Origin of the sequence: Paraburkholderia sp. CNPSo 3076, from assembly GCF_026343935.1 — a bacterium.
In the GTDB taxonomy this organism is placed as follows: Bacteria; Pseudomonadota; Gammaproteobacteria; order Burkholderiales; family Burkholderiaceae; genus Paraburkholderia; species Paraburkholderia nodosa.
Genome location: NZ_JAPMAL010000057.1, coordinates 1 through 25490, shown reverse-complemented (window position 1 = coordinate 25490; position 25490 = coordinate 1). Strand labels below are relative to the sequence as shown.

27 protein-coding genes are annotated in these 25490 nt (G+C 62.7%); 4 read left to right on the top strand and 23 right to left on the bottom strand.

The genetic code is table 11. The features are described from left to right. The 9 genes from M3A49_RS39395 to M3A49_RS39355 form a co-directional block, all read right to left on the bottom strand. The coding region (locus tag M3A49_RS39395) for an IS6 family transposase (protein WP_266233636.1) at positions 1-496 on the bottom strand (496 nt) is incomplete at its 3' end. 43 nt (positions 497-539) lie between these two features. Further along, positions 540-938, bottom strand: a complete 399-nt coding sequence (locus M3A49_RS39390) for a hypothetical protein (protein WP_266233635.1) — start codon at positions 936-938, stop codon at positions 540-542. Positions 939-1180: 242 nt separating this feature from the next. Then, the gene (locus M3A49_RS39385; RefSeq protein WP_266233634.1) at positions 1181-1381 is read right to left on the bottom strand and encodes a hypothetical protein; all 201 of its coding nucleotides are present in this window, start codon (positions 1379-1381) and stop codon (positions 1181-1183) included. A gap of 56 nt (positions 1382-1437) precedes the next feature. Further along, positions 1438-1620, bottom strand: a complete 183-nt coding sequence (locus M3A49_RS39380) for a hypothetical protein (protein ID WP_266233633.1) — start codon at positions 1618-1620, stop codon at positions 1438-1440. Positions 1621-1693: 73 nt separating this feature from the next. Further along, positions 1694-4015: an SMC family ATPase gene (locus M3A49_RS39375; protein WP_266233632.1), complete on the bottom strand. Its 2322-nt coding sequence runs from the start codon at positions 4013-4015 to the stop codon at positions 1694-1696. Further along, positions 4003-4533: a hypothetical protein gene (locus tag M3A49_RS39370; protein WP_254316887.1), complete on the bottom strand. Its 531-nt coding sequence runs from the start codon at positions 4531-4533 to the stop codon at positions 4003-4005. The genes M3A49_RS39375 and M3A49_RS39370 overlap by 13 nt, the downstream gene beginning before the upstream one ends. Before the next feature lie 241 nt (positions 4534-4774). Next, positions 4775-6154: a metallophosphoesterase family protein gene (locus M3A49_RS39365; protein ID WP_254316888.1), complete on the bottom strand. Its 1380-nt coding sequence runs from the start codon at positions 6152-6154 to the stop codon at positions 4775-4777. A 109-nt stretch (positions 6155-6263) separates the two neighbouring features. Then, the gene (locus M3A49_RS39360) at positions 6264-7565 is read right to left on the bottom strand and encodes a hypothetical protein (protein ID WP_254316889.1); all 1302 of its coding nucleotides are present in this window, start codon (positions 7563-7565) and stop codon (positions 6264-6266) included. After that, positions 7562-7831, bottom strand: a complete 270-nt coding sequence (locus M3A49_RS39355) for a hypothetical protein (protein WP_254316890.1) — start codon at positions 7829-7831, stop codon at positions 7562-7564. The genes M3A49_RS39360 and M3A49_RS39355 overlap by 4 nt, the downstream gene beginning before the upstream one ends. A 643-nt stretch (positions 7832-8474) precedes the next feature. Between M3A49_RS39355 and M3A49_RS39350 the strand changes: the two genes are divergently transcribed. From M3A49_RS39350 to M3A49_RS39335, 4 genes are all read left to right on the top strand, one after another. Continuing rightward, complete coding sequence (locus M3A49_RS39350) at positions 8475-9089, top strand: DUF1845 domain-containing protein (protein ID WP_266233631.1); 615 nt, start codon at positions 8475-8477, stop codon at positions 9087-9089. Between the two features lie 85 nt (positions 9090-9174). Beyond that, positions 9175-9990: a hypothetical protein gene (locus M3A49_RS39345; protein WP_266233630.1), complete on the top strand. Its 816-nt coding sequence runs from the start codon at positions 9175-9177 to the stop codon at positions 9988-9990. A 10-nt stretch (positions 9991-10000) separates the two neighbouring features. Next, on the top strand, positions 10001-10408 hold the full coding sequence (locus M3A49_RS39340; protein WP_266233629.1) for a bactofilin family protein: 408 nt from the start codon (positions 10001-10003) through the stop codon (positions 10406-10408). 17 nt (positions 10409-10425) lie between these two features. Further along, positions 10426-10626, top strand: coding sequence for a hypothetical protein (locus M3A49_RS39335; protein WP_266233628.1), 201 nt, complete (start codon positions 10426-10428; stop codon positions 10624-10626). Between the two features lie 362 nt (positions 10627-10988). Here M3A49_RS39335 and M3A49_RS39330 read toward each other — a convergent pair whose 3' ends face one another. The 14 genes from M3A49_RS39330 to M3A49_RS39265 all read right to left on the bottom strand — a co-directional run bounded on the left by M3A49_RS39330 (position 10989) and on the right by M3A49_RS39265 (position 24976). Next, the gene (locus tag M3A49_RS39330; protein ID WP_266233626.1) at positions 10989-11360 is read right to left on the bottom strand and encodes a hypothetical protein; all 372 of its coding nucleotides are present in this window, start codon (positions 11358-11360) and stop codon (positions 10989-10991) included. Positions 11361-11412: 52 nt separating this feature from the next. Further along, entirely contained in the window at positions 11413-13122 is a 1710-nt protein-coding gene (locus M3A49_RS39325; protein WP_266233625.1) for an ATP-dependent helicase, read from the bottom strand. A 7-nt stretch (positions 13123-13129) separates the two neighbouring features. Next, entirely contained in the window at positions 13130-14047 is a 918-nt protein-coding gene (locus M3A49_RS39320) for an ATPase (protein ID WP_266233624.1), read from the bottom strand. Between the two features lie 238 nt (positions 14048-14285). Further along, positions 14286-14843, bottom strand: coding sequence for a DUF4400 domain-containing protein (locus M3A49_RS39315; protein WP_266233623.1), 558 nt, complete (start codon positions 14841-14843; stop codon positions 14286-14288). Between the two features lie 40 nt (positions 14844-14883). Further along, a complete protein-coding gene (locus M3A49_RS39310; RefSeq protein ID WP_266233622.1) occupies positions 14884-15144 on the bottom strand; it encodes a hypothetical protein in 261 nt (86 codons plus the stop codon). Beyond that, positions 15101-15622, bottom strand: coding sequence for a hypothetical protein (locus tag M3A49_RS39305; RefSeq protein WP_266233621.1), 522 nt, complete (start codon positions 15620-15622; stop codon positions 15101-15103). The genes M3A49_RS39310 and M3A49_RS39305 overlap by 44 nt, the downstream gene beginning before the upstream one ends. 18 nt (positions 15623-15640) lie before the next feature. Next, complete coding sequence (gene traD, locus M3A49_RS39300; protein ID WP_266233620.1) at positions 15641-17521, bottom strand: conjugative transfer system coupling protein TraD; 1881 nt, start codon at positions 17519-17521, stop codon at positions 15641-15643. Beyond that, positions 17518-18930: a TraI domain-containing protein gene (locus M3A49_RS39295; RefSeq protein WP_266233619.1), complete on the bottom strand. Its 1413-nt coding sequence runs from the start codon at positions 18928-18930 to the stop codon at positions 17518-17520. Before M3A49_RS39295 ends, traD begins: the two co-directional genes overlap by 4 nt. Further along, on the bottom strand, positions 18927-19976 hold the full coding sequence (locus M3A49_RS39290; RefSeq protein ID WP_266233618.1) for a type IV secretion system protein: 1050 nt from the start codon (positions 19974-19976) through the stop codon (positions 18927-18929). The genes M3A49_RS39295 and M3A49_RS39290 overlap by 4 nt, the downstream gene beginning before the upstream one ends. An 8-nt stretch (positions 19977-19984) precedes the next feature. Beyond that, on the bottom strand, positions 19985-20731 hold the full coding sequence (locus M3A49_RS39285; RefSeq protein ID WP_266233617.1) for a DUF4141 domain-containing protein: 747 nt from the start codon (positions 20729-20731) through the stop codon (positions 19985-19987). A 9-nt stretch (positions 20732-20740) separates the two neighbouring features. Then, complete coding sequence (locus tag M3A49_RS39280; RefSeq protein ID WP_266233616.1) at positions 20741-23215, bottom strand: VirB4 family type IV secretion system protein; 2475 nt, start codon at positions 23213-23215, stop codon at positions 20741-20743. Continuing rightward, positions 23209-23541 carry a VirB3 family type IV secretion system protein gene (locus M3A49_RS39275; RefSeq protein WP_266233615.1) on the bottom strand — a complete coding sequence of 111 codons (333 nt, stop codon included), beginning with the start codon at positions 23539-23541 and terminating at the stop codon, positions 23209-23211. The genes M3A49_RS39280 and M3A49_RS39275 overlap by 7 nt, the downstream gene beginning before the upstream one ends. Beyond that, positions 23528-23908, bottom strand: coding sequence for a conjugal transfer protein TrbC (locus M3A49_RS39270; RefSeq protein WP_266233614.1), 381 nt, complete (start codon positions 23906-23908; stop codon positions 23528-23530). The genes M3A49_RS39275 and M3A49_RS39270 overlap by 14 nt, the downstream gene beginning before the upstream one ends. 21 nt (positions 23909-23929) lie before the next feature. After that, positions 23930-24976, bottom strand: a complete 1047-nt coding sequence (locus M3A49_RS39265) for a CpaF family protein (RefSeq protein WP_266233613.1) — start codon at positions 24974-24976, stop codon at positions 23930-23932. Positions 24977-25490: the final 514 nt, after the last annotated feature.

Genomic DNA, 25490 nt, shown 5'->3' with positions numbered 1-25490 from the left:
GGCGGATCCTGATCGGCGTCTCACGTTCAGCGTTGAGCGCCTGTAGCGCCGCCAGATTTGATCCGCTTTTATCGATCGTCACGGTCTCCGGTTCGCCGTTATGTGCGATCGCCTTTTCGAAGATGCGCCGGGCCGCAACCTTGTCACGATGGGCTCGCAGCAGAAAATCGATCGTGTTGCCAGCTTTGTCCACGGCGCGATACAGATATTTCCATTCGCCCCTGACCCGAATGTACGTTTCGTCCATACGCCAGCTCTTGCCGACCGCCCGTTTGCAGCGTCGGAACGCTTTCTCCAGTACCGGCAAGAGTTTGAGCGCCCAGCGATGCACGGTCGAATGGTCAACCGAAATTCCTCGCTCGGCCATCATCTGCTCGAGGTGACGCAGACTCAGTGGATACGCGACGTACCAGCGCACGCAGAGAAGGATTACATCAAGCGGGTAGTGCAGGCGCTTGAGCACCTTTGCCACAGCAGGATTCAGGTTTTGCTTCATCAATCAGATCGTTCGTCCTCGGGACTTCAGCTTAGCAGATCCCTTAATGCGACAAAGCCATCTGCTTCGCCCACTCGCGGCCGTGAGGCAGCGCCGCAACGAACGCTGCGAACATCGCGCGCGCCGGCGGCAGTTCAAGCACGCACTGAGACGAAATAGCGTCCGCCAGGCTAAGCGCGTCGGCGAAGGCGCCATCGCCGGTGGCGGCGAGCGCGGCGCGCGATTCGTCGCTCGCGAGAACGAGCGAGATGAAGCGCGCAGCACGCGTTGCCTGTCCGGCAGCGACGATCCCGGCGATCGCAACGTCGGCCTGTCTACCAACGTCGGGGTCCGACAGACTGTCGGCGTCTACCACTTCGGCATCGATGAGGCAGCGCACGATGTCTTCAGAGAATTGGTTGCATGAGTAAGTCATCGTCAGGTTCCAGAAGGCGGGGCGCATCCCTCGCGGGGCATTGGCGCCCCGCTGGGTTCGAGTGGAATTCAGTTCGCTCGTCCGACGCTAGCCAGTGATGGGCGCGGCCCGGCATACACCGATACCGCGCACAGGCACGCCGCAGCGACGAGCGAAGCCGCGACGGTTGCGATAACAATCTGTCGTTTCATAAAGCCCCCGCATAGAAGGACGAAGGCCCCGGCCCTCGAAGGGGAGCGGGGCCTTGTCGGCAAAAGCAAGTGAGCGCGTCAGGTACACGACTTCGGGTGGCTCGCCGGATAGACCAGCACGCGCCCGTCGTCACAGATGCGGAAATCGCCCTGCTCGCCCTTCGGCGAATGCACAACGATCACCGGCGTTTCTGCCTGGGGCCGGAGTTGCGCGTGCGTGCACGCGCCGAGGGTCGAGGTGCCGGCTGCTGCGACGAGCAGCATCACAAAGTTCATCATGAGTTTGACTCCAGAAAAGAAAGATGCACCGCCCCCGTTAGGGGCGGCGAAAGAGATCACGCGGCTGCGCGTTGAACTGCGGGCTCGGAAACGGAAACCGTGATCCACTGCCCGTCCACGAAGACGTCGCGCAGGCGCGAGCCATTGAGCGTGTAGACGTGCTCGCGACCCGCGCGCGGGGATGCCGCACGGGCCGAGCGCGTGATGCAGCCAACAACGGAAGATTGCTTCTTGAACATGGTTGCTCCTCGGGATTGAGACGAGGAGCGCCCCTTGCGGGGATTCGCTCCCCACAAGGGTTAAAACGAAAAGTCATGCGGCCAGCGCTTCTACATCGATGACGCCATCGGCCTCGAGAACAAGATCAGGTGTCTGCGAGATAAAGAATTCCCGCTCGTATCCGCCTTGCCGGAGGACCTCGCGTTTCATCTTCATGAACTGCACCTTTCGCACGGGGTCCAGCGGGCCGTCTGATTCGTCGCTGAACAACGTCTGGCACGGTTGCCCCGCATTGCGCGCGAGATACAGCGCAATGCCACGAGTCAGGCTCTCGTTGATCCATACCTTCTGCCCACCCGACATCACCGATACGGCCTTGGTGTTGTCGTTGTCGGCGTCATGGACAAGAATCTCGAAGCCTTCACGCAGATCGCCCGACGCGAGCTCGCGTTGCGTGCGAATCGCGACGGTGAAGCGCGGGCCATAGCACGCAAGCAGCAGGTCATTGACCGTCTGCGTGAGCGCGGGGCCAGCATCGTCGATCGTCAGTGCTATGACGCCGTCATTGCCGAGCCCCTTTGCCAGCAGCTTCCAGTTCGCGATTTCGTCGGACAGGCGTACCGCCCTCTCGTGCGTCGCACCAAAGCCATCCAGTTCCGCCTTCATTGCCTCGCGCTGTGTTTCACGCGTTGCGTGCTGACGGATGAGCGCCTCGATACGCGCATCGAGAGCCGTGCTGGCCTCCCGGTTTGCGAGCAGTTGCCGGTCGAGTTCCCCGATTGCGGCCGTGACATCGAAAGCTGAGAGCCTTGAAGTTTCGGCATCGATATCGCGCAGCACCGCCTGCAGGCGCGTCGTTTCGGCCTCCCGGCGTTCAGCGACCTGCACCAGTTGCACATCGACGTCGGAAAGATCCGCCTTTGCCTGTGCCATGCCGTTCGCGGCTGCTTCGAGAAGCGGCTTGCGTGCGGCGAGAGCAGTGGCTGACTCGAAAGCGCGCCGGGCCGACGTGAGTGCCACGTTGGCCAAACGAAGCTGTTCGCGTAGGGGCGCAAGGCGTGCCACGACGGGAGTCAGATCATCAGCAAGCGCCTTCTTCTCGCGATAGCTCCTGCGAAGTGCTTCGACTGCGATGCGCTGTTCACCAGCCCGCCCCGACGCATCACGCGCCTGGGCTAGCAGCGGACAGGTCGCATGCATGGCATGGCCAGCGCACGGAACCTGGTCTACAACGGCGGCTTGCTGTTGCAGCGTCGTGAGCAGCGCAGCCTTCGTTGACCCTTGCGCCTGCAGCCCTTCGAGGGCCGCATTTGCTTCGGTCAACGCCGTCTGCTTCGGCTCGAGGCCGGCGATCTCGGATTGAAGCGCTTGAAGCTGCGCCTCCAGCCTTCCGATCTCCAGCTGCGCCTGATCACATTGCGCCTGCGCGCCTTCGATCGAAGCACGCTGAGCTAGTGTCGTCTCATGTGCGGCGATGCCCTTCACGAGCGTCGTGCGTCGATCGTTGAGGCGCCGCGTCAGTTCTGTCGCATCCGACTGGATGGATGCGAGAGACTTTTGCGTGTCACCGCGCTGCTTCGCCAGTTCGCGCAGGCGTGCCTCTGCCGTTGCCGACTCGGCCTGCTTTGCCGCGAGCGTGGCGCGCTGCTGCCCGAGCGTCTGCGCGGTGGCCAGAAGGCCCTCGCGCTCGCGCCGTGCAGTTGCGATCGACTCTGCGTCCGTTGTGATTGCCCGTTCCATCTGCGCGAGCGAATCGCGCTTCAGGGACAGGGACGCGAGTTCGCGCTGGATGCCATCGAGCTTGCCACCAAGGATCTTCGCGACGTCCGCAGCTTTCGCCGAAAGTGTGCGTAGATGGTCGATGTGCAGCAGTTCGGCCAGCAGCGACTTGATCTCGCCTGCGTTGTAGGACGCAAGCGGTCGCCGGTTTTGCGCGGAGAACACGCTCGTAAAAAACGATTCGAGCGAGCCGCACACGGATTCGACACAGCGGTCATAGGTGTCCGCCTTGCCGTCAGAACGTGTGCCATCGGTCGCCACAAACGGCTGCCAGAATCCGGCCCTGTCGAGCCATGCGAGGAAGTACTCCGCCTTGCCGGTCTTGCCTGGCTTGCGGAAGGCGAACGTTGAGCGGTAGCGCACGTTGGCGTGCTCCCATTCGAAGATCTTCTGCGCCTGGACGCCACAGAGGTGGTCCCAGTACGAGAAGGCGTCGACGGAGAGCTTCGCGGCGTGCGAAGGCATGATGCGGTACGGGTGCAGGTTGTCCATGAGGGTGGATTTCCCTGCGCCGTTTGCGCCCTTGAGCGCAATCAGCCCCGTTGGCAACGCCTGCAGGTCGAGAGTCACGCTGTCGCGCTTCATCCCGTCGCGCACACCGATAAACCCTTCGAGCGTGAGGATCAGCGGTCGCATGGCATACCCTCCCCGACCGGCGAGTCGTGCAGGTAGTCGGACGGCAGCCAGGGCACATCGTCATCGTCAGGGAACGGCGCGGCGATCACCGGATCGATCGGCTCAGGTGCCGGCACGATCGTGCCGTCAATGGCGCGTTCGAGCGCCGTGCAGGCCGCGCGAAACCGGGTACCTGCCAGTTTCAGCAGTTGTTCCCAGCTGTCACACGCCGTGAGCGCTTTCAGTTCGCGAGGTGACCACTGGCTCGCATAGCCGTGGCTATGCGACCAGAGCAGATTCGTCATCTCGACGTCAGGCGCCACGACGAGCTCAAGCTCGGCGGCGTCATCTTCATGGACCATCACGACAAAGCCGTGGCGGACCGCAATCACGGCACCGCGCGCGGGACCGTAGGGTTGATGGAAAAGCCCCGCAGTAAATCCGGCGTGCTTCACGAGAAGCTGCTGGATCTCGCGTGCAGGAGACGTTGCATTGAAATGCTGGACCCAGTCGGGACCAGCGGGATAAAGACCAAACATGGGGAACACTCCAGAGTAAAAGGACGGAGTGCACCCCCTTCGGGAGATCGCTCCCCGTCAGGGTCAAAAAAGAAAATGGATGCAGCAGTTGCTGCGATCGATGCGCCGGTGGCGCGGGTGAACCTTGTTCCGGCAGTGCGCTCATCGAGAAACCGCGAGCGCACTGGCGGGACACAGCTGTGTCCACGAGTGAGCGGGCCGTACGGGCCCCGCCCACTGGTTGGCGGCTAATGTTGCCTGCTTAAGCCGCAAAGAGATCGCCTTCCAGCCAGTCGAGAGCCTCGCCTGTGTTCCCGCTCACGCTGGACGCGGGCGAGACAACGACACGAGAACCGTCCGGCCGGACCGCATCGGACGGCGTGCCCGCGACAAGTGCCAGCGGTGTGGCCGCTGGCGACTGGTCGAGTTGCGCCATCACGGCGTCGGCGATCGCGTTCGCATCGCCGGTATCGAGCAGTTGCAGACGCTCGAGAACCGGTGCCGCGTTCACGTCGGCGACTTCACACCACCTGCCGAGCTTTGCGTCGACCGATGTCTCCAGGCTGATGCCCTGTGCGCGACTGCGCACGACCGGGAGAATGCGGGGTTCGAGCTTCACGCCCTGCGCGTTCGCGAACATTGCTTCAATTGCAGCACGGTCGACCGACTGCCGGTGCTCCTCATCGACCTGCCAGCGAACGCGCACAAACGCGTCGCCAGTATCGCTCGCAAACTGCGCGAGTCGTTCCATGTCGGGCGGACCATCAAAGTCGATGCAAAGCATGCGGCGCGCGGGCGTTGGGACCAGTTCAGCCGAGGCCGAATGGGTATCCACTTCCCATAGCAGGTAACCCTTCTCGCCCTGCTCGCCGAAGTGAAAGCGACCGATCGATCCCGCATACGCGATCAACGACCCACCGCGCTCCCATGACTGGAACTTGTGGATATGACCGAGCATGAACGCCGAGCACTGCGCGTCGAAGAGCGCCGAGAGCGAGAACTCGTGATCGAGCCCCGCCATCGTGACACCGTGCTCCGTTTCGCAGCCGACTACCGTACCGTGCGAGATGCCCACAGTCGCGATGCCTGCTTCACGCAGACGCGCATTCACCTGCCCCGACGCTGCCAGATACGTCGAGAGTACGTCGCCGAGATCCGTCGCCGCGACGAGTGCGCCAACACTCGCTGCGAACTGCCCTTTATTGACGGTCGGCAGACAGGTGAAAACGGCGTCGGGTTGCATCGCCACTACCTGCGCGAATTCGCGTTCGTTGAACAACGGCCCCGCCGATGCGAGGAAGCGTCCATTCGCAAACGCAACCTGCTGGATGCGGCTTGCGATGAACACCTCGTTGGTCGAGCCCATGAGCGCAAAAATGTCCAGCGTGCCGGGTGGCTCATGCGAGAACGTGCCCTGCAGCATGATCACGGGCATCGAGGCCGCGAGACGGTGAATCCGACGCGCGAGCGTGACGAGCGCCGGTGAATGAGCGTCGAGTCGATGGTCAGTCGAATCACCGGACACGACAGCTACGCGCGCACCTCGCATGATCGCGTCGTGAGTAGCGGAACTGAAACAGCGGTCCGCTTCGTCGAGTCGCTCAGGCGAGTAATGCAGGTCAGAAAAATGTGCGATCTTCAAGACGCACCTCCGTAAACGAAAAGTGGCCGCCGGATGGCAGCCTCAATGGGATGAACGCCGTCATACGGCGAAGGAAGAGTCAGTCAGCCCTGCGAGGGGCCGGCCATGGTCAGTCACGCATCGCCGCACGAACCGCACTCTCGATTTCGCGATCAAGCTTTTCGCGATTCTCGAGTGCGCCTTCGAGACGAGCGTTCATGCCGTCGACGTCGGCGAGGCGTTGTACCCAGCCTCTGCCGTAAGTTGCGTGAGCGAAGACCCGGAAGTCGCGCTGCCGGTCCTCCACGCTCAGTCCGAGGCGGCTGAGCAAGTCCGACATGCGGTCGCGCTTTTCTTCAAGCGTTTCCGCTGTCGGCGACCCGGATGGCTGCAAGCCGAGTCCCTCGACAACCTCATGAGCATCGCTCGCGGCACCTGCTGGCCCTCCTGCTGGCGTGAGCGGGTACACGTTGGTCGCACCCTCAAGCAGCGCCGCAGCCTCCGACGCAACAGCGATCGCCGGCGGATGATCTTCCGCGCCGTCGAGCAACGCACTGATGTCGATATCCGCGTCGAGCACGGTGAGCATCTGCATCTGACGCACTGGCTCGCTTTGCTCGTTGATTCGCGTGATCTCAAATTCGCGCTTCGAGATCCAGAACCGCGTGCCGGTGAGCTTGCCCCGCGCTAGCGCCACGGTTTGCATCGCCGAATACGCTTTCTGGAGCACGTAGATCGAGTTCGTCGGTAGCTCGATGAGGCCGAGCCCCTTGATCTCGGGGACCGCGAAGATGAAGCGCGCCGAGAGGTTGCATTGCCGCGCCTGATACTGCGGGCACCCCTGCGGATTGCACACGCCGTCGGGTATCGCGTTGTCCTGCCGCAGCATGATCGAACGGGGTCCGAAATTGCGTTGCGCCCGCTGGGCCCGTACGTCGCGTTCCGGCTTTTCGTACTGCTTGCAGAAGCGTGTGCCATCGGCGCCGTACTCGGAGAAGAACTTCCGCCCGGTCGTGCCCCACGTCGCCATCTCGTTCGGGATGTTGGCCATCCAGTCGTTGAAGGCGAAGACAACGGGGAAACGATAGAGCTTCCGACCGTCGCCGCGATCCTCGCCATAGAGGCGCAGGATTTCGTCGGCCACATCCGGGTTGGTGAAGTCGGATCGACGGCAGGTGAAGTACGGGACGTTGCGCGGTGCGAGCGCGTTTCTGAGCTTGCAGCGCCGCTCGATCTCGTCGCCGATTTTCTCGAATGACTCGCCAGCAGCGACGAGTTGCTCGTAGAGCTTGACTGCCTGTTCGTTTTGCCTCGCGGCAGACGTCAGGACCTTGATGCCGGGACGAATCCGGCCGATGACGGGGGCGCGTGGTGCACGCTCCTCGACGATGCTGCGCACGGGCGCAGCGCCCAACGGAACAACAGCGTTCATGAGGGTTTCCTCGCAAGAAAGAAGATCGCCGAGGTGCGCATCTCGCTGGCCGACTGCTCCAGGTTCGATGCCGCCGCCTCTCCGCGGCGTGTGGCGATATGGGACAGGAAAACGCGGCGCTCGCCGTCGGCAAGCATCGCGATCTGGGCGACCTCACAGCGCGCGCGCCAGGCGCCCGTTGTGGTGTCGGTAGTCGCGCGTTCGCTTTCGATCGTGCTGCTGATCGTGTCGGCGATGCGCTGGTCAAGGCCATTGGGAAGAAGCATGGGAGCGTCTCCAGACAGGGAATGTAAAAACACAGGACGAAAAAAAACGCGCTCCCCTGGCAAGAGGAACGCGTTCTGGATTCGGATAAAGATGACCCATGCGCCACGTCCCTTTCGGGGACGTGGCGCACAGGGAGCCGTGAGGCTCATAGCAGGGAACGTTAGGTCGTTCCCGGCGCGACATGATCACGTCGCGCGAACAGCCCTTTTCCGAAAACATGAGTTTTCGCCGCAGGTTCACGGGTCAGTCCACTTCGATCGTTCTACCCAGATGGGTCTGGAGAGAGACACCCGAATATCCGGGCTCGAACGATGTCGCGGCGCAAATGAATGCGGCCGGCGACGAGTATCACGACTGACGAGAGGGGAGCAGGTGGCGAGCCGCTCAGCACGAGAGATATTCCACACCAGCAGCCAGCTGGTCGGAGCATGCCGTAAAGGCACGACTTGAGGCAGAAGATGGACTCCGGGCTACGGAGTCGAGGTCGATGCGTCAGGAGACGCGAGCAATGGAGTCAGTATCGCCAAAAAAACGTGGGTGTGTGCCTGGAATGGTGGCCAATATCGTGCAGCTTTTGCCGGAAATCTGCAGACGAATCAGGAACACAATGACAGGTGAGAGAGACCACACCCGAACAACATCATGGCCGCCGTTCTTGAAACTGCGCCGCAACCGGAGGAAACCCCCGGCAACGCGGCACAGGGCGGGGCGCCCGACGCACCCGCCCCGCTCACCGCTGTTCCTTCAGGCACCGGGCTCAAACCCATCGAGCGCCTGACGAGCGATACACGCTACGCGAAGATCATCCCGGAAGCCGATCAGCTTACCGAGCTTCGCTACAGTTCGATTTTCACGCGCGGTTTCGTGCGCTCGGACTACAACTTCTGTGCCTCGAAGATCTCTGTTGCGCGCGGCGGCAAGTTGCGCGCACTCGATATCTCGCTTCGCGAGACGTCCGAGTGGTTCTCGAAGGCGATCGCGTGGGTCGAGCAGTACGGCGCGCGCACGCTGCCGTGGCCCTACGAGACGGTGCTCCTTGACGTCAAACGCCCTTTGGCTGGGCAGCTCGTGCGCTGCCTCTCGCAGTACGAGCGCCTCTACAAGCGGGCGCAGGAATCCCGCAGGGAGCACAAGCTGAGTGACGAGCGTTGCGCCGGAATGATCGCCAACGCCGAGAAGAAGCTCAAGCACATCGTCCAGGTGTGCATCCCTGACAACGACCAGTACGAATTCGACGGCACGCGCCGCGAAGTCTGAACGATCACGCCCGCCTGACTGCCCCAGCTTGACTTCGGCTCAAGCGGCATACGCTCGACCGTACACCTACACGAGGAGGAACCGCATGGATATTGATCTTCGAGAGATACAGGCGTTGCACGCCCGATTTGCGCGCGAGCCTGTCGTCATTGACCTGGAGGCGCAGGTGCTCTCGCGCCCTGCGCCGCTGCTGCTTGCACACAATCCCGTGTCAACCACATCGCCGCTGCGCCGTGTCTGGAGGCGCCGCGCATCTGTTGGGCGAGGCGCACTCATGGCCGTGGGCGGCACGGTCCTGTGCGCGGCAACCGGAATGGGCATCGCGAAACTGTACGGCGTTGTCCGCAGCGGGCAGCCTGCAGCCGTACACGTCGTGCCGACGGTCACTGCAGCAACGCCAGCCGCAGCATCGGGTGCGCAGGCTGCCACCCCTCCGGCGTCGACCGCGCTCACTTCGGACGACTTCGACCGGTCTTCAGCGCGGGGCAACGCGCTCTCGGCGGTCGATCCCGCTTCGCTGGTGCGACAGACGGCTCCCGGCGTGGCAGTGGCTGTCGCAGCGGCGGCCGCGGGACGTTCGGTCAACGACGACGTCCGCGCTGCAGCGTCGCCGATCCAGCAACGCAGGATTCAGCAGACAGCCGCGCCGGCAGGGGCTCAGCCCACACCCGCACCTGCCGCCGCTGACGCGAAGCCGCAACCGCAAGCGGCCGTCACGGCCAACGCCGGAACGGCTGTAACACCACAGCAGGACTCAGTATCGCCGCCATCACAGGCCGCACGCCCCACCCATCATACGGCGCGCCGCCGCGTAACACCGGCACGCGAAACGCCGCCATCGGCCGCCGACGCGAAGCCCGTCCCGCCTGCCGCGCGCGGCGGCGATGTCCAACTCTTCTAAGGCACCGATCTTGAAACCCACACTCAATGTCACGCTGCTCGCGCCCGGCTCAACGATCGAGGGCAATCTCATCCTGGATCACGGCTTGAGCCTGTTCGGCATCGTGGACGGCAACCTCATCGCCAACGAAGGGCTACTTCATGTCGGACCGGGCGGCCTGGTGAAAGGTCAGGTCGAAGGCGAGCACGTGCGCATCGACGGTACCGTCGAGGGCGACCTGCGCGCACGCGGTTCGCTGGAGATCAACGGACGCGTCAAAGGCAACATTTTCTACTGCGGGACCATCAGGCTTGGCGAGCGCGCCTCGATCGAAGGTCAGTTGAAGCGCGTCGCGCGCGAACTCACGATTGAAGGGCCTGGCGCGATGACGGAGCCGTCGAACGTGCAGCAACTGGCGCGCGCAACCAGTTCAGCCTGAAGACGCTTCCTCATCCCATGACAAACACACCGAAGAAGGCGAATGCTTTGACCTGGAAGGAACAGACGTTAATGGTGATTGTTGTGCTCATCTCGTTGGCGATAACCGTTGCGGTCGGCGTCGCCGCGGCACTGTATGACCTTGCTGCGATCGTCCATCCAGAAGACGCCGTGGCGCAGGCACTTGCCTGGGGTCGTCTCATCGCACGAAGCTTTTGAGATTGTCCGCGGGAGTGCCGGCCATTGGCGACGCTCCTCGGCATCACCGGTAACCTCGGGGCCGCAATGTGCGGCCCTTTTCGTGTCAACTCTGCGCGACGAGCCGCCGGCGTTAGAACAAACGTCTGAAAACCCAGACGCCCGCGATCAACATAACGGCGATGACGATCACGCCCCCGACGCTGTGGCCGCGCATCAAGGCCCCGACGCTGTGGGACGTGGCGCTGTGCACGACCGCATTTGCAACCTGGTCCCCGATATTCATGTGGCTGTGTGCAAATATCTTCATTTTTGTTATCAGCGTTGGTTGATCTTTGAGGCGGGCAGTAGAAGAGTGACCGGGAAAAACATCTTCCGGCTTCTCACCCCTGTTGAGCCGGCGTCTCCTCAAAATCCAGCAGGCAAATACACGAGTCGAGATCGGAAAACCACGCGTCGACGTGAGCGTAGTCAAACTTGTCGACGGCAAACACACGGCCATCACGCGCGCGAAGAATAAATATCGCTTCGAACGCCGTTGTACCGATCATGCAGACGCCCTTGTCCTGCAGATCGCGCTCCTCGGTCGCGTCGACGATCTCGTCGGCTTTCCACAGTGACCCCGCTTGCGACCAGAGGCCGTTGGGATGCTTCGCGAGATAGTCGGCGAACGACTCGGGCACAGCCACATTAAACTTCGAAGTGAACCATCTTGCGAACCAATCAGGCGCCTGGCCGATCTTCGCTTCTGTCATACCTTCCCCCTTACGCTGTGTCGAACGGCCAACGCCCGAATACACATTAAATTCAGACCTCTGGCACCTGCGATTCGTGGATGAAGCGTGTTGGTGGATTCTTGCGGATCGAGGTGATCGTGAGCGTTTCGCGCGCGCGCGTCATTGCTACGTAGAAAAGGCGTCGCTCCTCGGACTCCGGGCTCTTGAGATCGGGCACGATGTTTTCCTCAGAACGTGTGATCCATACGTGGTCCCATTCAAGCCCCTTCGAACTGTGCATTGTGGTGAGGACCAGTGCATCCGCTGCGGGCTCGTTGTTCGCCCGCTTCAAGAACTCGATGCGCTCGTTGAAGGTCCCGTTCAGTCGGGAGATCACGTCGTACGTGGCCTGGATCGCACGCTCGGCGGCTTCCTTGCGCACGTACGTCATCATCCACTCGCGTACCCCTTCCAGCGCGAGCGAGTAGAACTGCCGCTCGCACAAGGAATGCCATTCGGCCAGCCGCTTCATGAAGCCGCGATAGGCCGTCGCGCTGTCTTCGCTCAGCCCGAGTGCGATCAGATCCTTTTTCTGCTTCTGGGAAAGTGTCGCTCCCATCGCGTTGTGCAACGCCGTCAGGTCGCGCGTGCTCATGCCGGCGTAGCCAAGCACCGCGTCCAGTCCGGTGAGCTTCACGCGCTGCACGATCTGCAGCAGGTTGCACATGAGAGCACCCTCCGGCTGGTCGAGCACGGAGCGGCCGGAAGCGCGGTAGTACTTCACGCCGTAGGAGCGGCACACCGACTCGATCGCGTCGAGCACGCGGTTGGTCCGCGCGAGGATTGCGCACGTATCGCCGGCACGCAGGCGCGGCTGCAGGGCTTCGACAGCGGCAGCCGCGTCGTCATACTCGTCGTTGAAACGACGCGCGACGATCGTGCCGCCGGCGCCCTTCTCCGCATGCAGCTCCTTCGCAATGCGGTCCTGGTTGTGCCGGATCAGCCGGTCGGCCGCCGAGAGGATCTCGGAGCGGCACCGGTAGTTGCTGCCGAGCACTACGCGCTGTGCCTCAAACTTCGTGGCGAACCCTTCCATGCCGCGATACCCCATCGCAGCGCGGAATCCGTAAATGCTCTGGTCGTCGTCGCCGACGACCGTCACGCATGCGCCGGCCGCCGCATGCAGTTCGACCCAGCGGTACTGCAGCGGATCGGTGTCCTGGAACTCGTCAACGAGCAGATGGGTGAACGCGTATGGTTCGATGTCGCCCGCTTCCATGCCGGAGATCGACAGCCGCAGCATGTCCTGGAAGTCGATCTTGTCGTTGCGCGCGAGCGCATCCTCGTAGGCCGCGTAGAGGATGAACTCCGGTGAGCCCTCGATAGCGTGGGTCACACCGGTCTTCAACTGCTCGATGACGGGTACGGCCTCCTCCACCTTCCAGTTCAGGCCGGTTTCGGCCAGCACACGGATCAGCAGGCCAGTCCGGTCACCGTCCGAGGCGATATCGCGTCGCCTCCCGGGCTTCTGGATCTGTTTGAACCCCAGCGAATGGAACGTGCCGGCGATCAGCCTCTGTTTCGCGCCAGCGCCCGCGAGTTTCAGGATGCGCTCGCGCAGTTCGACCGCGGCGTCCTTGCTGAAGGTCACCGCGCCCACGCGCGCACCGGGTTCGGCGAGCAACGCGGCCGCCTTGGAAGCGATCGTTTTTGTCTTGCCCGCGCCCGGACAGGCCACCGCAAGACAATGTCGCCGCGCCTGCGCGACTTCGAGCTGCTGCGGATTCAGGCCGTCGAGCATGGCTACCTCAAAGGCCGCGAACTGCCGTCATCAGGCGCAGATGGGTCATGTAGCCACGCACGCCAACCGGATGGAACTTGCGCAGGAAGCGCGACACTTCCTCGTCGACATCACTCTGGTCGCGAACGCCATTCCAGACGAGGAAATCGAAGTGGTCCATCACCCGGTCAAAGCGGGTAATGACGGACAGCAGGCTCATCGAGAAGCGCGAGTACGCCTCGACCTCGATCTCAAGCGACGGCTTGGTGACGGTCGGTTTGAACACGATATCGCCGCGCGCCGTCATTTCCCCTTCCGTGCGTGCCCGGAAGCCTTCGGCGACCTCCAGCTGCTCGCCCACGTAGGCTTCGAGCGACTCGAGCTGCTTGTCGAAGAATGCGCTCACGGTGACCATGTCCTGCTCGCCGAATGTCGAGCGACCGAAACGCTGCATGTTGATGCTCATGCGATTCAGGTACGGCCACCATTGCTCGAAGAGCGGCTTCAGGCGCGTGTGGTTCAGGCGGACAACCGCCGGCACGATTGCGGCGCCCGAGAGTTGACGCTCCAGCAACTGGCGGCCGATCTCTCGGCGACGGCGAATGATCGCTGCCCGTTCTGCCGGCGGCAGGTCTCGAAAAACCTTTCGCGTGCGAGCGACCTGCTCGCGTTTTTCCTGCGCCTCGCTTTCGCTGATCATCCCCTCACGCTCGAGCGTCGTCGCGTCGTTCTCCATGCGCTGGAGTTCGTCTTCGAGCTCGTGATCGTCCGCGCCATCGGTGAGCGGGCGCGCATCCGACGACACACCGGCGTCACCGGCCGCCGCGCCGGACGTGGGTGCCGCAGTCGATGGTGCAGCGGGTACCGCATCAGGCGCCACGGCCGTATCGTTTGCGCCGGCCGCGTCGCCGCCGATCCGCGTCGTTTCTTCGTTGATGGTGCTCATGTCGTCGTCCTGGGAAGTTGCACGCGCACCAGCGCGCGGCATCCCTATATTGTTGCGATCGCCTCGACGCACGTCGTGGCGAAACACATGAAATTGATGGGTCTTTTCACCCGGTAGCGCGTGCGGCTACCGCACCGTCAGTGACCGGTTGCAGGCGCCTGCACGCTAAAACGCAGAAAGCTCACAAGATTTGTGAGCTTTCCGGATTCTGTACAACGGGAACGGTTGGGAACGGTCGTTAGCCCGACGAGTTCACGATCCACAGCAGCAGCGGCATCAGCACCGCGATCGCCGTCCAGCACTGGGCGATGAGGGGAACCGGCAGCAAGGTGACAGTGAAGGTGGCGCCAACTGTGAGCAGGAGCGCGTGCATGGCAAGGTGGAATTTCAGGGGACTGGCGAAGCCGGCTGCTGCCGCGCGAATCTTGCGCCGCACCGCGCCATCAGCGGTTGCCGCAAGACAAAGTACAGCGAGTCCTGCCAGCCACGCGTGCATGACGACTGCGCGGTAGAGCGCACGATAGACCAGCATCCAGAAGTGTTTCGCCCACGCGATCGCAAATCCATGCATGCCATCTGCGTCCAGGTCATCCTCTCCGCCGGCGCTGATTGTCGCCTGCACGGCCCCGGTATCCACAAACAGTCGGCGAAAGAGCGCATTGGTCGTGTCCACCGCAGCGGCCGCCCGCTCGTCGCCGAGCGCCCGCACGACCGACTGCGACTCGACGTTGCTGATCTCGAACAGCGCCCGGTCAGGGATGGCCGGGAGCACCACGCACACGAGCAGGGGAAGCACGAAGAACCACCACTTTACGTGGCGCACGAACCGGCTGCCGCTAGCCATGGAGCCACTCCACTACCCGGACCAGCAGGTATACCGGAAAGGCGACAAGACCGGCCAGACCGATCCAGAATCGAATCGGGTTACGCAGGATCACAACCGCGAGCCCCCACGCGCGCGCAAAGCGCCCGCGCCGGAACTCCGCCGGTGGCGTTGCCGCGGGATCATCGTGAGCGCGCACGGTCGAGAGCACGCGCGCGGCGTCGGCGTGTTCAAGCCCCGACAGCTTCGCTATCAGCGTAGTCGTGAGCGACATCGTAGTCCTCGAAATAGAGACGGAAGCTCTCGCCATTGAGTGCGCGCGCAGCAAGCTGGAACGCGGCAGTTTTCTGCGTGATACGCTCCGGACAGACCTCGTCGACCATTTCCGGGGCACCCTCGGCAAAGCGCGCCTCGAACTCCGTGACCGGCTCGAACATCGGCGACCAGACATGCACCCGCTCGCCTTCGCGCACGACGTAGCGACGGGCGTACAGCAGGTGAGCGCGACGGAACAGGCCATGCATGAATGCGACGTGAGGCTCGCCGGTCTTGCGCACGCGCTTGTAGGCCGACAGGCCGTCCTCGAACATCTCGCGCACGAGCGGCTCCTTCTCACCGATGAACCGCTCGCCGATGAATTCGGCAATCCGGGAGCACGCAAGCTCGAGCTCGGGTGCGATCGTGAACACGGGCACGAGACGCGAAGACAGCTTGTTTTCGCGGATGATTTTCTTGAACACGGTGTGGTTCATTGTGCGTTTTATTGGTCTTCAGCCTTGGAGAATTGGAATACGGCCCTGATACACAGCGCCACCGGAAATGCGCATGAAGTACTGCAGGTTGGGCAGCCGCTGGATAAGCGCGGTGGGAATGAGAGGCGCGGTCTCCTGCTGCAACGAACGCGTGATGGTGCCGTTGAATTCGCCGAGATGCCCCTCGCTGCCGCGACTCGTTCCGCCCGATATCTGGATGTTACGGATCACGGTCTCCCCAACCTTGTCCGAGAACCACTGCGCGGTGTCGGTGTCTTCCAATCTTAGGATGATCTGGTTGTTGAGATTGCCCAAAACCTGCAGCATCTTGGAGGCATTTCCGAGTTTCGCCTCCAGGTCCGAGCGCGTCTGGAACGCAACGAACGCCTTGAAGCCCGCGCCGCGGCCCTTGTTCAGGATCTGGATGACCTGTTCGTTGATGGCTTCGGCGACCTCGTCGATGATTAGAACGACTTCCGGCGTTTCCTTGTAGAAGTTGTAGATCGCGCCGCACACCGCGGCCACGTCCGCGAGAACCATCGAGGCGATTGCCTTCTGCACGATCGAGTTCGAGAGCGAATCGAAGCCCATATAGAGCACGACCTTCTGCTTGATGATGCGGTCGATGTCCCAGATCTCGCGTTCGTCCTCGAAATCGTCCACCTTGGGCGCGAGCATGAGGCCCGTCTCGCCCGTGGCGAGCATCTGGAGCAACGGCATCACCGAGGCAATCACACGGGTGTAGTGATCGCGGTCGTGCGTGTGCGTGGCGATGAGCCCGTCAATGGCCTCATGGCCCCGATCGTCTTTCGCGAACCGCTCGTTGTACAGCAGCACCATCGCATCGACCTGTGTCACGGAGCCGGCGCGGCCGCCGATCTGCGTGATCGTCGTGGCGACGAGTTCCTGCCAGTTGGCCACGCCGTTCTCGCTGAAGAACCGCTCGAGGCTGCGTTCAAGCAGCCTGGCAACGCCCGCCTGTGCGTACTTCAGGATGGAACGCAGGTTCGGTTTGTCACCGACATACAGTTCACCCTTCACCGCGCGGTCGATGAAGAGAAATGCAAAATCGCGGAACGGTCCCTCCTCCATCAACTGCGCGACACGTCCGGGAATTTCGGAAGGCTGGGACCAGTTCTCCAGCGGGTTAAGCCGGATCGATTCCAGCGGCTTGGCCTGGCTGAAGTAGAGGAATTTGCGGCCTGCGCGCGCGCATTCGCGCTCCACGCGTGCCTTCCAGTCCTTGTCGTTCTTGGGGTCGATGATGATCAGCACGTCGCCGAGATGAATGACCTGTGTCGAGACCACCTCGTACGTCCGCGTCTTCCCCGCGCCGGTCGTGCCGCCCACCGCGGTATGCGCACCCATCGCCTTGTAGTGGAACGGAACAACGCCCTTGTCTGGCTCCATGCCATGAATCCACGATACCCCCTGCGGTTCGCGATCGCGGATGCTGTCGGCAGCTGCGAAGACCTTCTCGATCGCCTCCTCGATCCGCCGCCCCGTCTCCGTGCGGTTCAGCCACTTCGGCAGGCCGGGGATGTCAGTGGTCGGCATGCGCAGGATGTCGTGCGCGATCTGGCAATGTTTCTGGGTCCATTCGAACCCGGTGCCGAGGAACATCGAGTTCTTCTCAGCCCGCATCTTCTTCTGGACCCCCAGTAGCCGTTGCACGGGCAACGTCGAGAGCCATTTGGTCGAGATTGCCATGCGAAAGCGCAGGGCGTTCCAGATCTGCCGTCCGCGCACGAGCGCCGCAACGAGCACGCAGAGTTCAAACGCCCACCAGTACGGCATGCCCGAGAAGGGCAGGAAACACAGTGTGAACAGCCAGAAGACCCACGCCCGGAATTCGTAGATCGGGCGGAAATGGTTGATGTAGCTCGTCGCCGCATTCAAGATTCGGAGCGCTCCATGATGAGTTCGCCGGCGCGCGCCGCCAGCACAATTTCTGCCTGCACGTTCGAGACAAGCAGGCCGCGACGGCGCAGATGGTCAATGAGGGTGTCGCTTGCGACACCGAAACTGCCAGCGAGGCGTTTCGGAATCGCCAGGCCCTTGTCGGTCCACTCGACCTTCGCCTTGCCGGCGGCCACGTCCTCACGCAAGGCCCGGAAAAACTCGCGAATCATGTTCGGCTGGCCATCGAGCACCTGATCGAACGTTGCCGGTAGCGCCGCGGCCGCGCCACGAGTCGCTGGTACGCGTACGGCCGAAGGGTCGACGGCGACCGACGGCGGCGCGTCGCCAGAGAACGGCAGTCCGAGTTGCGGATCGTGCTTCGTCGGCATCGTTGCCTTTGCCGTGCCGTCCGGGCTGCCCGACGCTGGCAGGCTGGGCGTAGTCGCTGGGGCGACCGGCGCGCTGGTGGCAGCCTGGACTGCGCCTGCCGCGGGCTGCGTAGCGGGTAACGGCGAGGTCCCGCTGGGGGGATCGACTACCGCTTGTGCAACGGGTTGGCGACCAGAGGCGTCCGGGGTCGTTGCCGCCGGTGCAGGAGCCGGATCGGCCGCGGGCGCGGGAGCCACAGGTGCCGGCGATGGTGTCACCACCGGCTGCACCGCGGCCGCGACATGAGTGGCGGCCGGCACGGGATACGGGACAGGCGCGTACACCGCCTGCTGCGCCTTGCGATCAAAGTCGGCCGCAACCGCGACGGCCTGACGCACGACCTTGTGAACCAGCGACTCGTTAGCCTGGGCCTGGGCGAGCGGATTGATTGCACCGAACAACTGCGAAAGCACCTCCGCCTCGTACCCGGCGAGCAGCTCGTGGCCGATGAGGTTCTGCGCAAACAGCGCCGTGCGCATGCGCTCAACGGGCAATGGTGTCGCGCGCCGTTGAAGCGAATAGGTACTGCCCGCCAGCCAGTTGGCCAGGGCGCCATGGCCTGCGGGATTCCATTGCGCGCGATCGCTGTGGCGCATCACCTCGAAGTGGCGGTAAGGCTCGTCAAGGCCCGAGCAAACCGCGGCGAGAAAGACCGCATGGTTGTACTGCGGCTCGATGAGGCGGCGCTTCTCTGACGGCAGGTTCGTGCCGAACTTCTGACCGCCTGCGAGACGCATGGCGTAGAACGCTGTTTCCACCGTGCAGCGGAACGCGCCACCCGGCTCCCGATACAGCAGTGGCGAATACGGCAGGCTCGAGAACCAGGCGGCGCAACGCGCGAGCACGTCGTGCCATCGCGCGATGTAGTCCGCTTCGCGCGCCTCGTTCGCAGCCTGCCGGATGAGTGCCACACGGCGATCGTGCGTGGTGAGAAGCCCGGCCGCATCGAGTGGCTGGTGCAGTGCCGGGCCGCTCACAGGATGCCTCCCGTTGCAACGCTGGCTGCCTTCTTCATCAATGCGCCAGATGCGTTCGCGCCGCCACCGAACATCCCTGCCATCTTCGGAATCTCGAACGAGAGCAGGAACACGAACAGCGAAAGGTCGAGCACGTAGGTCGCGCCCTGGGACGTCGAGAGACCGCTTGCCGTTGCAGCGGTTATCGCCGATGTCAGCGAACCCGTCACAAGCCTCGACAGGATCGCGCTGATCACGCAGTACATGCTCGCGCTGACCATGTAGTCGAGCCACGACTTGAAATAGCCTCTTGTGTAGGACGAAAATCCGAGCGCGATTGCGATCTGTCCCATCACGATGCCCACTGCGGCCTGGATTTGCCCCAGGTTGTTCATGAACGCGAAGACGACGCTCGTGATCATCAGCACGCCGTAGGCAATGAGCAAGGGCACCAGCGAGATGGTCAGCGCGATGTACTCGTACCAGTGGGTGCCCTTGTACGCTTTCACCACCGCTTCAAACGCGGCGCCTGCTGCCGCGCCAATTGATGCCGAGACACCCTGTCCTGCACCGGCCTGGATGAGGTTCGCAAGCGCCTGAAACCAGTTGAAGAATCCTGGCGCGAACTTCTGGTATCCGACATAGATCGAGGCGAAGATGCCAAGCGTTGCCAGTTCCTCGAACACATCCACCCACGCCTTGACGGGATCGCGCGTCGCGGAATACCGCACAAAGGTCAGGACCAGCGTGATGACACCGAGCCCGGCTGCAAACTTGTCCGACTCGCTTTTCAGGCTCTGGCTTGCCTGCACCGCGGCAGGAATCACCGCGTTGAACAGGCTCGTGAACTTGTCCGCAGCCATCTTCGCGCCGGCGGCGACTTCGCCCGCCTTGACCGTCGCTCCGACGGTGTCGTCGCCCTTGGACGGAACGCTGATCGTGTCGCCGGTCTGTGTGGGCAAAATCTGCTGGCCGCCTGCCTGCGTGTCGTCGGCGCGGGCCGTCAGGCTGACAAGCGAAAACAGGCACAGTGCGAGGAACGCCCAGAGGAAACGTTTCAGACCCATCGCCGTCCTCAGTTGGTGGACAGCGAGTTCAGTGCAGCACGTTCGGCGTCCTGTTGCGTGGTGTACGCCTGCGCCGCCGCCGCACGGTCCTTCGCGGTGGCATTGTCGATCGCCTGCTTCTGCGCGTCGCCCTGGGTCTTCGCCGCCATCATCTGGAGCATGTCTGAATTCTGACTGCTGACGATGTCGAGGTAGTGCGTCGTGAGCTGCGCGGTCGCCTCCTGCGTGGGCGTGAGCGAGAGTTGCGACTGAAGATCGGCCCGCCGCTGCGCGAGCGTCTGCGTGTGCGACGACACGTCGTTGCCCAGCTGGAACAGCTGCGTCGCCGTTGCGTCACCCTGCTTGTAAAGCGCATTCATGTCCGAGAGCCACTGCGAGGGTGACTTGCCCGATGTCGAGATCAGGTTCTGCACGTGCGTGATGTACTGGCTGCCCTGCTGAAGACTGCCGTACAGGTCATTGAGGTTGCCCACGTACTGCTTGACCTGTGAGATGTCCCCGGTGATCTGGTCGTACTGCGCCTTCATGGCCGTTGGGTTCAGGTTCGTGGCCTGCAGCAGCTGGTTCGCCATCATCTGGTACTGGTAGGCGATATTTGTGTCCTGGTAGATCTCGCCCTTCACGGCCTTCGCTGCGGTGATGAAGTTCTGGGCAAAGTTCGTCGGGTCGAACACGACCAACTGTGCCTGCGCGGCAGAGGACACGCCGAGGAGCATCGCCGCGGCGAGCGCAGCACGAAAAACGGTCTTTTTCATCGGGGGCACCTATTCGAGAGTGAGCATTTCCTGCATGTAGTTCTCGCGCCAGTTGGCTGCGCCCGAGACGACATGCTTGTCGAGAATGTTTTGCGCGCGGCCATCGGCCCGCAGCGCCGCGAGCGTTTCCTTGTCGAAGTTCGTCTGCAGCATGCGCGAGCTGCTGGGCGTCACCCACAGGTAGTCCCGGTTGGGCACCGCGTCGGCGATCTGGTCGATCTGTCCGTCGGCCAGTCCAAACACGTCCGCATACAACGCCCTGTTGCTGCGTGCGTCGGGGTTCGCGAGGTAGACGATGTTCTGCAACTGCTCCTTGAGGATCTCGAAGTTCGGCACACGCTCGAGCTGTTTGAGCGATTGGGTCGCCAGAGCCAGCATCGCGTTCAGTCGCCGGATGGTGACGGCCCACAGTTCCAGACGCGCGTAGAAGCGCGGATACATGAAGAAGAACCCGCATTCCTCTACTTCGATCACCGTAAAACGCTTGCCATCGAGCCATTGCGAGATGCGGTAGAACGCATAGTCCATGAAGAGAATGGCGGCTTCCGGGTTGTTCTGGAACAGATCGCCGCACTCGATGGAAAGGTTCTCCGACAGCGAGAATGCGTCATCCACGTGATCGAAGTACTGGCCGTTCTTTTCGCCCTTCGTCCAGAGGCGCAGACGTTCGCGCAGCTCGACCGACAGAAGCGTCGTGAAGTACGAAAGCGTCCAGAATTCGGGCGCGTAGCCATCGCCCAGCGTCGTCACCTTCTCGAAGATCTCGCGCTGCTGCTGCGGCGTGCATTTGAACGCCTCGTCCTCGATGGCCATCTGGATCCACGTCGCAACGTATTCGTAGTGCCGGCTGTCCGAGAGCAGCGAGAGCGGATTGATGCTCGTCGCAGCCTCATAGCGACCCGTGATGTCGATGAAGTGGCCACCCGAGAGCACCGTCGGAATGCGAGTCGAGCGCTCCTTGTCGAAACGGATGCGACGGGCTTCGTGGCGCGCCATCTGCGAGAGCAGGAAGTTGAGCACGATTGTCTTGCCCGCGCCGTTTGGCCCGACGACCAGCAGGTGGGCGCGCCCGCTCGGATGATGCAGGACGATCCGCTGCAGCGTGCGGTGCCGCGTTGGCAACACGGTAACAGGTCCCGTCTTGCGGCCAAACTGCTGGGTCAGCCACTCATTCACTTCCGGGCCTTCAGGGACGCCGCGTAGCGGGGCGACGTCGGACACCGCCGTCGTCTCAACGAACTGAAGTCGCTTTTGCTGGTCCCAACGACCCGGGAGCGTCGATACCCAGGCAGCGCCCAGATTGCGCTCCTCCATCACGACGCCAAATCCCGCGTTGCTGATACGACCGACGACGTCGGCCGTTGCCTGATCGCATTCGTCCATCGTGTCGCCGTAGACGATCACGGAGATGTTCGCGAACCCATACTGCTGCCCGTCGGCGGTCAGCCGCGAGAGCGCGTCCTCGGCCTCGCCGGCAAGGGTTTCGCGGCCCTTGTCGTTCTTCTCCTGTTCCTTGGTCAGGTACTGCTTGATCATCGCCCATGGGTTGATGGCCGCGACCTTGTAAAACTTGCGCACGGACTTGATGAAGGCTTCCGCGCGGCTCGTGTTGAGAAAGCGGTACATCACGCAGATATCGAGTTCCGCGTCCACGTCGCACAGGACGTCGAGCGCCGCTTCCTGGAAACCCAGCCATTCCTTGACCGCAATGATCTTCGCAAAACGCTTGCCGTGCGCCGACTCGAAAAGCAGATGCTCGGCGCCGTAGGTGACGACCGATTCGGTGAGGTGACTGTCGAGCATGGTCACCGGATAACGTACTCGGCGCGGTGGCACGGACGGGTTGGCCGTCTGGTGCAGATACGCAAGCGCATTCTGGAGCTCAAGGCGCTTCATCTTGAGACGCCCCACGCCGCCGCGCCACGCGTCGAGCACGCCCTCGAATCGCTTGATGTCGGCCGTGAGCTGGTCGATGTCAAAGACGAAGGCGTTGCGCGCCAGCACCTGGTCGCGGATGGCCTCGAAAATCGCCAGCGGCATCGGCTTGCCGCCTACCTTGAGGTGGTAACCAACCTTCTCGAAGAACTTGTTGATGCCCGTCTCGGGCGTGAAAGCGAGCGAGACGGAGTGCGAGTTCCGGAAGTACCGGCCGCTCGTCGCCTTCTGCTGGTTGATCTCGTCGATGCGCGCGTCGAGCGCAGAGTCGAACCCGCCATCGATCGCGCCCTTCATCCGGCGATGCGACAGGCGCCACCACGCCGTGACGCGGTGGTCGAAGTTCTTGCATGCGTTATCGAGATTGTTGCGAGCGGCCGCGATATCGCTCACGTTCGGGGTATCGGCGTCGATGCCCTCGAAGGTGAACGACGTCAGCAACGAACCATCCTTGTCGAGGACAAGCTCGGGCGTCACCATCGTCGCCCACGGCGCAATCTCGTGAACGGGACCGCGCTTGAGAGAACTGCGCTTTCCTGCTTTCAGCATGACAGATCCTGATCGAAGCCGTAGGGACGGCGAAAGCGCGCCGAACCTTTGCGCATTGGCGAGGGCTCGTGCACATCCGGATAACGGTTGTAGACGATCAGCACGAGTCGCCACCACGGATCGCGCGCACTCATCCAGCGCAGGAAGACGTGGACGCCGATGCCAACCGCAAGGAAGGCTGGAATCATCACGAGATCGAAGCCGCATGAGTAGCAGAGGAGGACCGTGACAAGTCCGTTGCCCATCGCGAGCACCCGGTCGGCGCCGCCGATCTGGCGCGGCAGCGAGAGCGAGCGGCTGACCTTGACGGGCTTACGTGCAGACATAGCTGATCTTGAAGTGATTCTTCAGGATCGGCACCGCGCAGGCGGCAAAGCCGATGCCGGCCAGCGCAGTGGACAGGACCTTCGCAATCGTGCTCTCAGAGGTCGCAATTGCAATGAAGGCGACGATGATGATGACGAGTCCGATGCCGAACAACCACGGGCCGCTGATCCAGCTCGAAACGAGGCAAATCACATCGGTCGCGGAGCCGAGGTCGGAGAGGTCGGTGGCCGACGCAACGGGTGCGATCACGCTCAGGCCCGCGGCGATGAGCGTCGAGCGCAGCTCTGCACGCGCGAACAGGTGGCGGCACGTTCGGCGCACGGCGGACGACGCGAGTTGAAGACGGGACATCAGGTGCTTCTTCATGGATTGGTCCACTCCAGTGGTTTAGAAAACGCGTTTGAGGTTGTAGTTGCCGTTGTCGGCGCCCCGGACTTCGAGGATTTCGGATACGTGGCGCAGTTCGCCAGTGCGCTTCATGTGCACGACGTAGTTGAAGCAGCTGGCGATGTTCTCGCGCAGGTCCGCGATGTCCCAGCGTGTACCTGGTGGCACGCCAAGCATTGCGAGGCTCTCCAGCCGTCGCAGGCCACCGCGCGCCGTGCTTGAGTGGATCGACCCCATTCCGCCGTCGTGACCGGTGTTCAGCGCCTGAATGAAGTCGTATGCCTCGCCTCCGCGCACTTCCCCCACGACGATGCGGTCGGGGCGAAAGCGCAGGCACAGCGCAACGAGCATCTGGGTGCTCACGCCGGTATCGGCGTTGGATACCAGGCGCAGCAGGTTGGGCACGGTCAGCTTGAGTTCCGGCGTGTCCTCGATCGTGATGACACGATCCTCCTCAGGAATCTCGGCCCCGATCGCGTTCAGCAAGGTGGTCTTGCCCGACGATGTGCCGCCGGCGACGAGAATGTTTTTCTTCGCACGAACGATCTCCCGCAGCGCCTGCGCCAGCGCCTCGTTCTCGGCACCGGGCGGAAAGAAGTCGGTGTCCTGGTCAGTGCGCGCCCTGGCCCGCGAAAATGCTTTGGCGCGCACGTAGTCGTCGAGCGTGAGGTTCTGGTCGCGGTGCTTGCGAATCGCGAATGCATCGCCGCTGATTGCGGTGGGCCGCATAACAGCGGCGATACGCAGGTTGCCGTGGCCCGCATTGAGAATGCCCTGCGCGGTCCCCGCGCGTGCGGACTTCTCAACGGACGATGCGAGCGAATGGATCGCACCGTTGAGCATCGCTGGATTGATTTCCAGATCGAGTCGGCTGAGCACTCCGCGGCGCTCGATCCAGATATCACGGTGGTGGTTGACCATCACTTCTGCGATATCCGGCGCGTCGAGATACTCGCGCAGCGGCGCAAGCGAAGCGAAGAACATGTCGACCGCGCTTTTTTCAAGGCGGTTGAATCTCAGGATGGGGTTATCGACAGCTTCGGACATGCGGGTGTTCTTCCAGAAGGGAGTGATCGGCAGCTTCGGACATGGAGGTATTTTTCCGGTGCGCCGAAGCCGCGGCGGACCGAAAGGCCCGCTATATTCCGCAGCTTTGCGCCTTCCCGAAGCGGCCTTCAGGTGCCTGCTGACCCGCTCCAGTACGTTGCAGGCGCCTGCAGCGCTTTTTGCGGAAAGCTCCACTTTTTGTGAAGCTTTTGAGCGGGCGATCGGGATAGGGGCAGGCCTCGCGGCCCGACCCCTCCCACACCACCGTGCGTACGGGTCCGTACACGGCGGTTCGGATCGGTTGATCGGCTAGGGACCAAGCAATGGGAGCCCGAGAGAACGTAAGTACCCGTTTGACAGGGCGAGGTTCACTGCAGGGCTGTGACTGAGCCGCCACGCGCTGTGCGGTGCTCCGGCGGTTTGGGCGGCAAGATTGCGTTTCACGCCACGGGCAATGAGTTCCTCGAATCGAGTCCGGCCACGTTTCCATTGCTTCCAGAAGTAGCAACGAATG

Coding starts and splice junctions, on each gene's coding strand:
- M3A49_RS39390 (WP_266233635.1), bottom strand. CDS start 938: ATGCGCCCCGCCTTCTGGAACCTGACGATGACTTACTCATGCAACCAA.
- M3A49_RS39385 (WP_266233634.1), bottom strand. CDS start 1,381: ATGATGAACTTTGTGATGCTGCTCGTCGCAGCAGCCGGCACCTCGACC.
- M3A49_RS39380 (WP_266233633.1), bottom strand. CDS start 1,620: ATGTTCAAGAAGCAATCTTCCGTTGTTGGCTGCATCACGCGCTCGGCC.
- M3A49_RS39375 (WP_266233632.1), bottom strand. CDS start 4,015: ATGCGACCGCTGATCCTCACGCTCGAAGGGTTTATCGGTGTGCGCGAC.
- M3A49_RS39370 (WP_254316887.1), bottom strand. CDS start 4,533: ATGTTTGGTCTTTATCCCGCTGGTCCCGACTGGGTCCAGCATTTCAAT.
- M3A49_RS39360 (WP_254316889.1), bottom strand. CDS start 7,565: ATGAACGCTGTTGTTCCGTTGGGCGCTGCGCCCGTGCGCAGCATCGTC.
- M3A49_RS39355 (WP_254316890.1), bottom strand. CDS start 7,831: ATGCTTCTTCCCAATGGCCTTGACCAGCGCATCGCCGACACGATCAGC.
- M3A49_RS39350 (WP_266233631.1), top strand. CDS start 8,475: ATGGCCGCCGTTCTTGAAACTGCGCCGCAACCGGAGGAAACCCCCGGC.
- M3A49_RS39345 (WP_266233630.1), top strand. CDS start 9,175: ATGGATATTGATCTTCGAGAGATACAGGCGTTGCACGCCCGATTTGCG.
- M3A49_RS39335 (WP_266233628.1), top strand. CDS start 10,426: ATGACAAACACACCGAAGAAGGCGAATGCTTTGACCTGGAAGGAACAG.
- M3A49_RS39330 (WP_266233626.1), bottom strand. CDS start 11,360: ATGACAGAAGCGAAGATCGGCCAGGCGCCTGATTGGTTCGCAAGATGG.
- M3A49_RS39325 (WP_266233625.1), bottom strand. CDS start 13,122: ATGCTCGACGGCCTGAATCCGCAGCAGCTCGAAGTCGCGCAGGCGCGG.
- M3A49_RS39320 (WP_266233624.1), bottom strand. CDS start 14,047: ATGAGCACCATCAACGAAGAAACGACGCGGATCGGCGGCGACGCGGCC.
- M3A49_RS39310 (WP_266233622.1), bottom strand. CDS start 15,144: ATGTCGCTCACGACTACGCTGATAGCGAAGCTGTCGGGGCTTGAACAC.
- M3A49_RS39305 (WP_266233621.1), bottom strand. CDS start 15,622: ATGAACCACACCGTGTTCAAGAAAATCATCCGCGAAAACAAGCTGTCT.
- M3A49_RS39290 (WP_266233618.1), bottom strand. CDS start 19,976: ATGGGTCTGAAACGTTTCCTCTGGGCGTTCCTCGCACTGTGCCTGTTT.
- M3A49_RS39285 (WP_266233617.1), bottom strand. CDS start 20,731: ATGAAAAAGACCGTTTTTCGTGCTGCGCTCGCCGCGGCGATGCTCCTC.
- M3A49_RS39280 (WP_266233616.1), bottom strand. CDS start 23,215: ATGCTGAAAGCAGGAAAGCGCAGTTCTCTCAAGCGCGGTCCCGTTCAC.
- M3A49_RS39275 (WP_266233615.1), bottom strand. CDS start 23,541: ATGTCTGCACGTAAGCCCGTCAAGGTCAGCCGCTCGCTCTCGCTGCCG.
- M3A49_RS39270 (WP_266233614.1), bottom strand. CDS start 23,908: ATGAAGAAGCACCTGATGTCCCGTCTTCAACTCGCGTCGTCCGCCGTG.
- M3A49_RS39265 (WP_266233613.1), bottom strand. CDS start 24,976: ATGTCCGAAGCTGTCGATAACCCCATCCTGAGATTCAACCGCCTTGAA.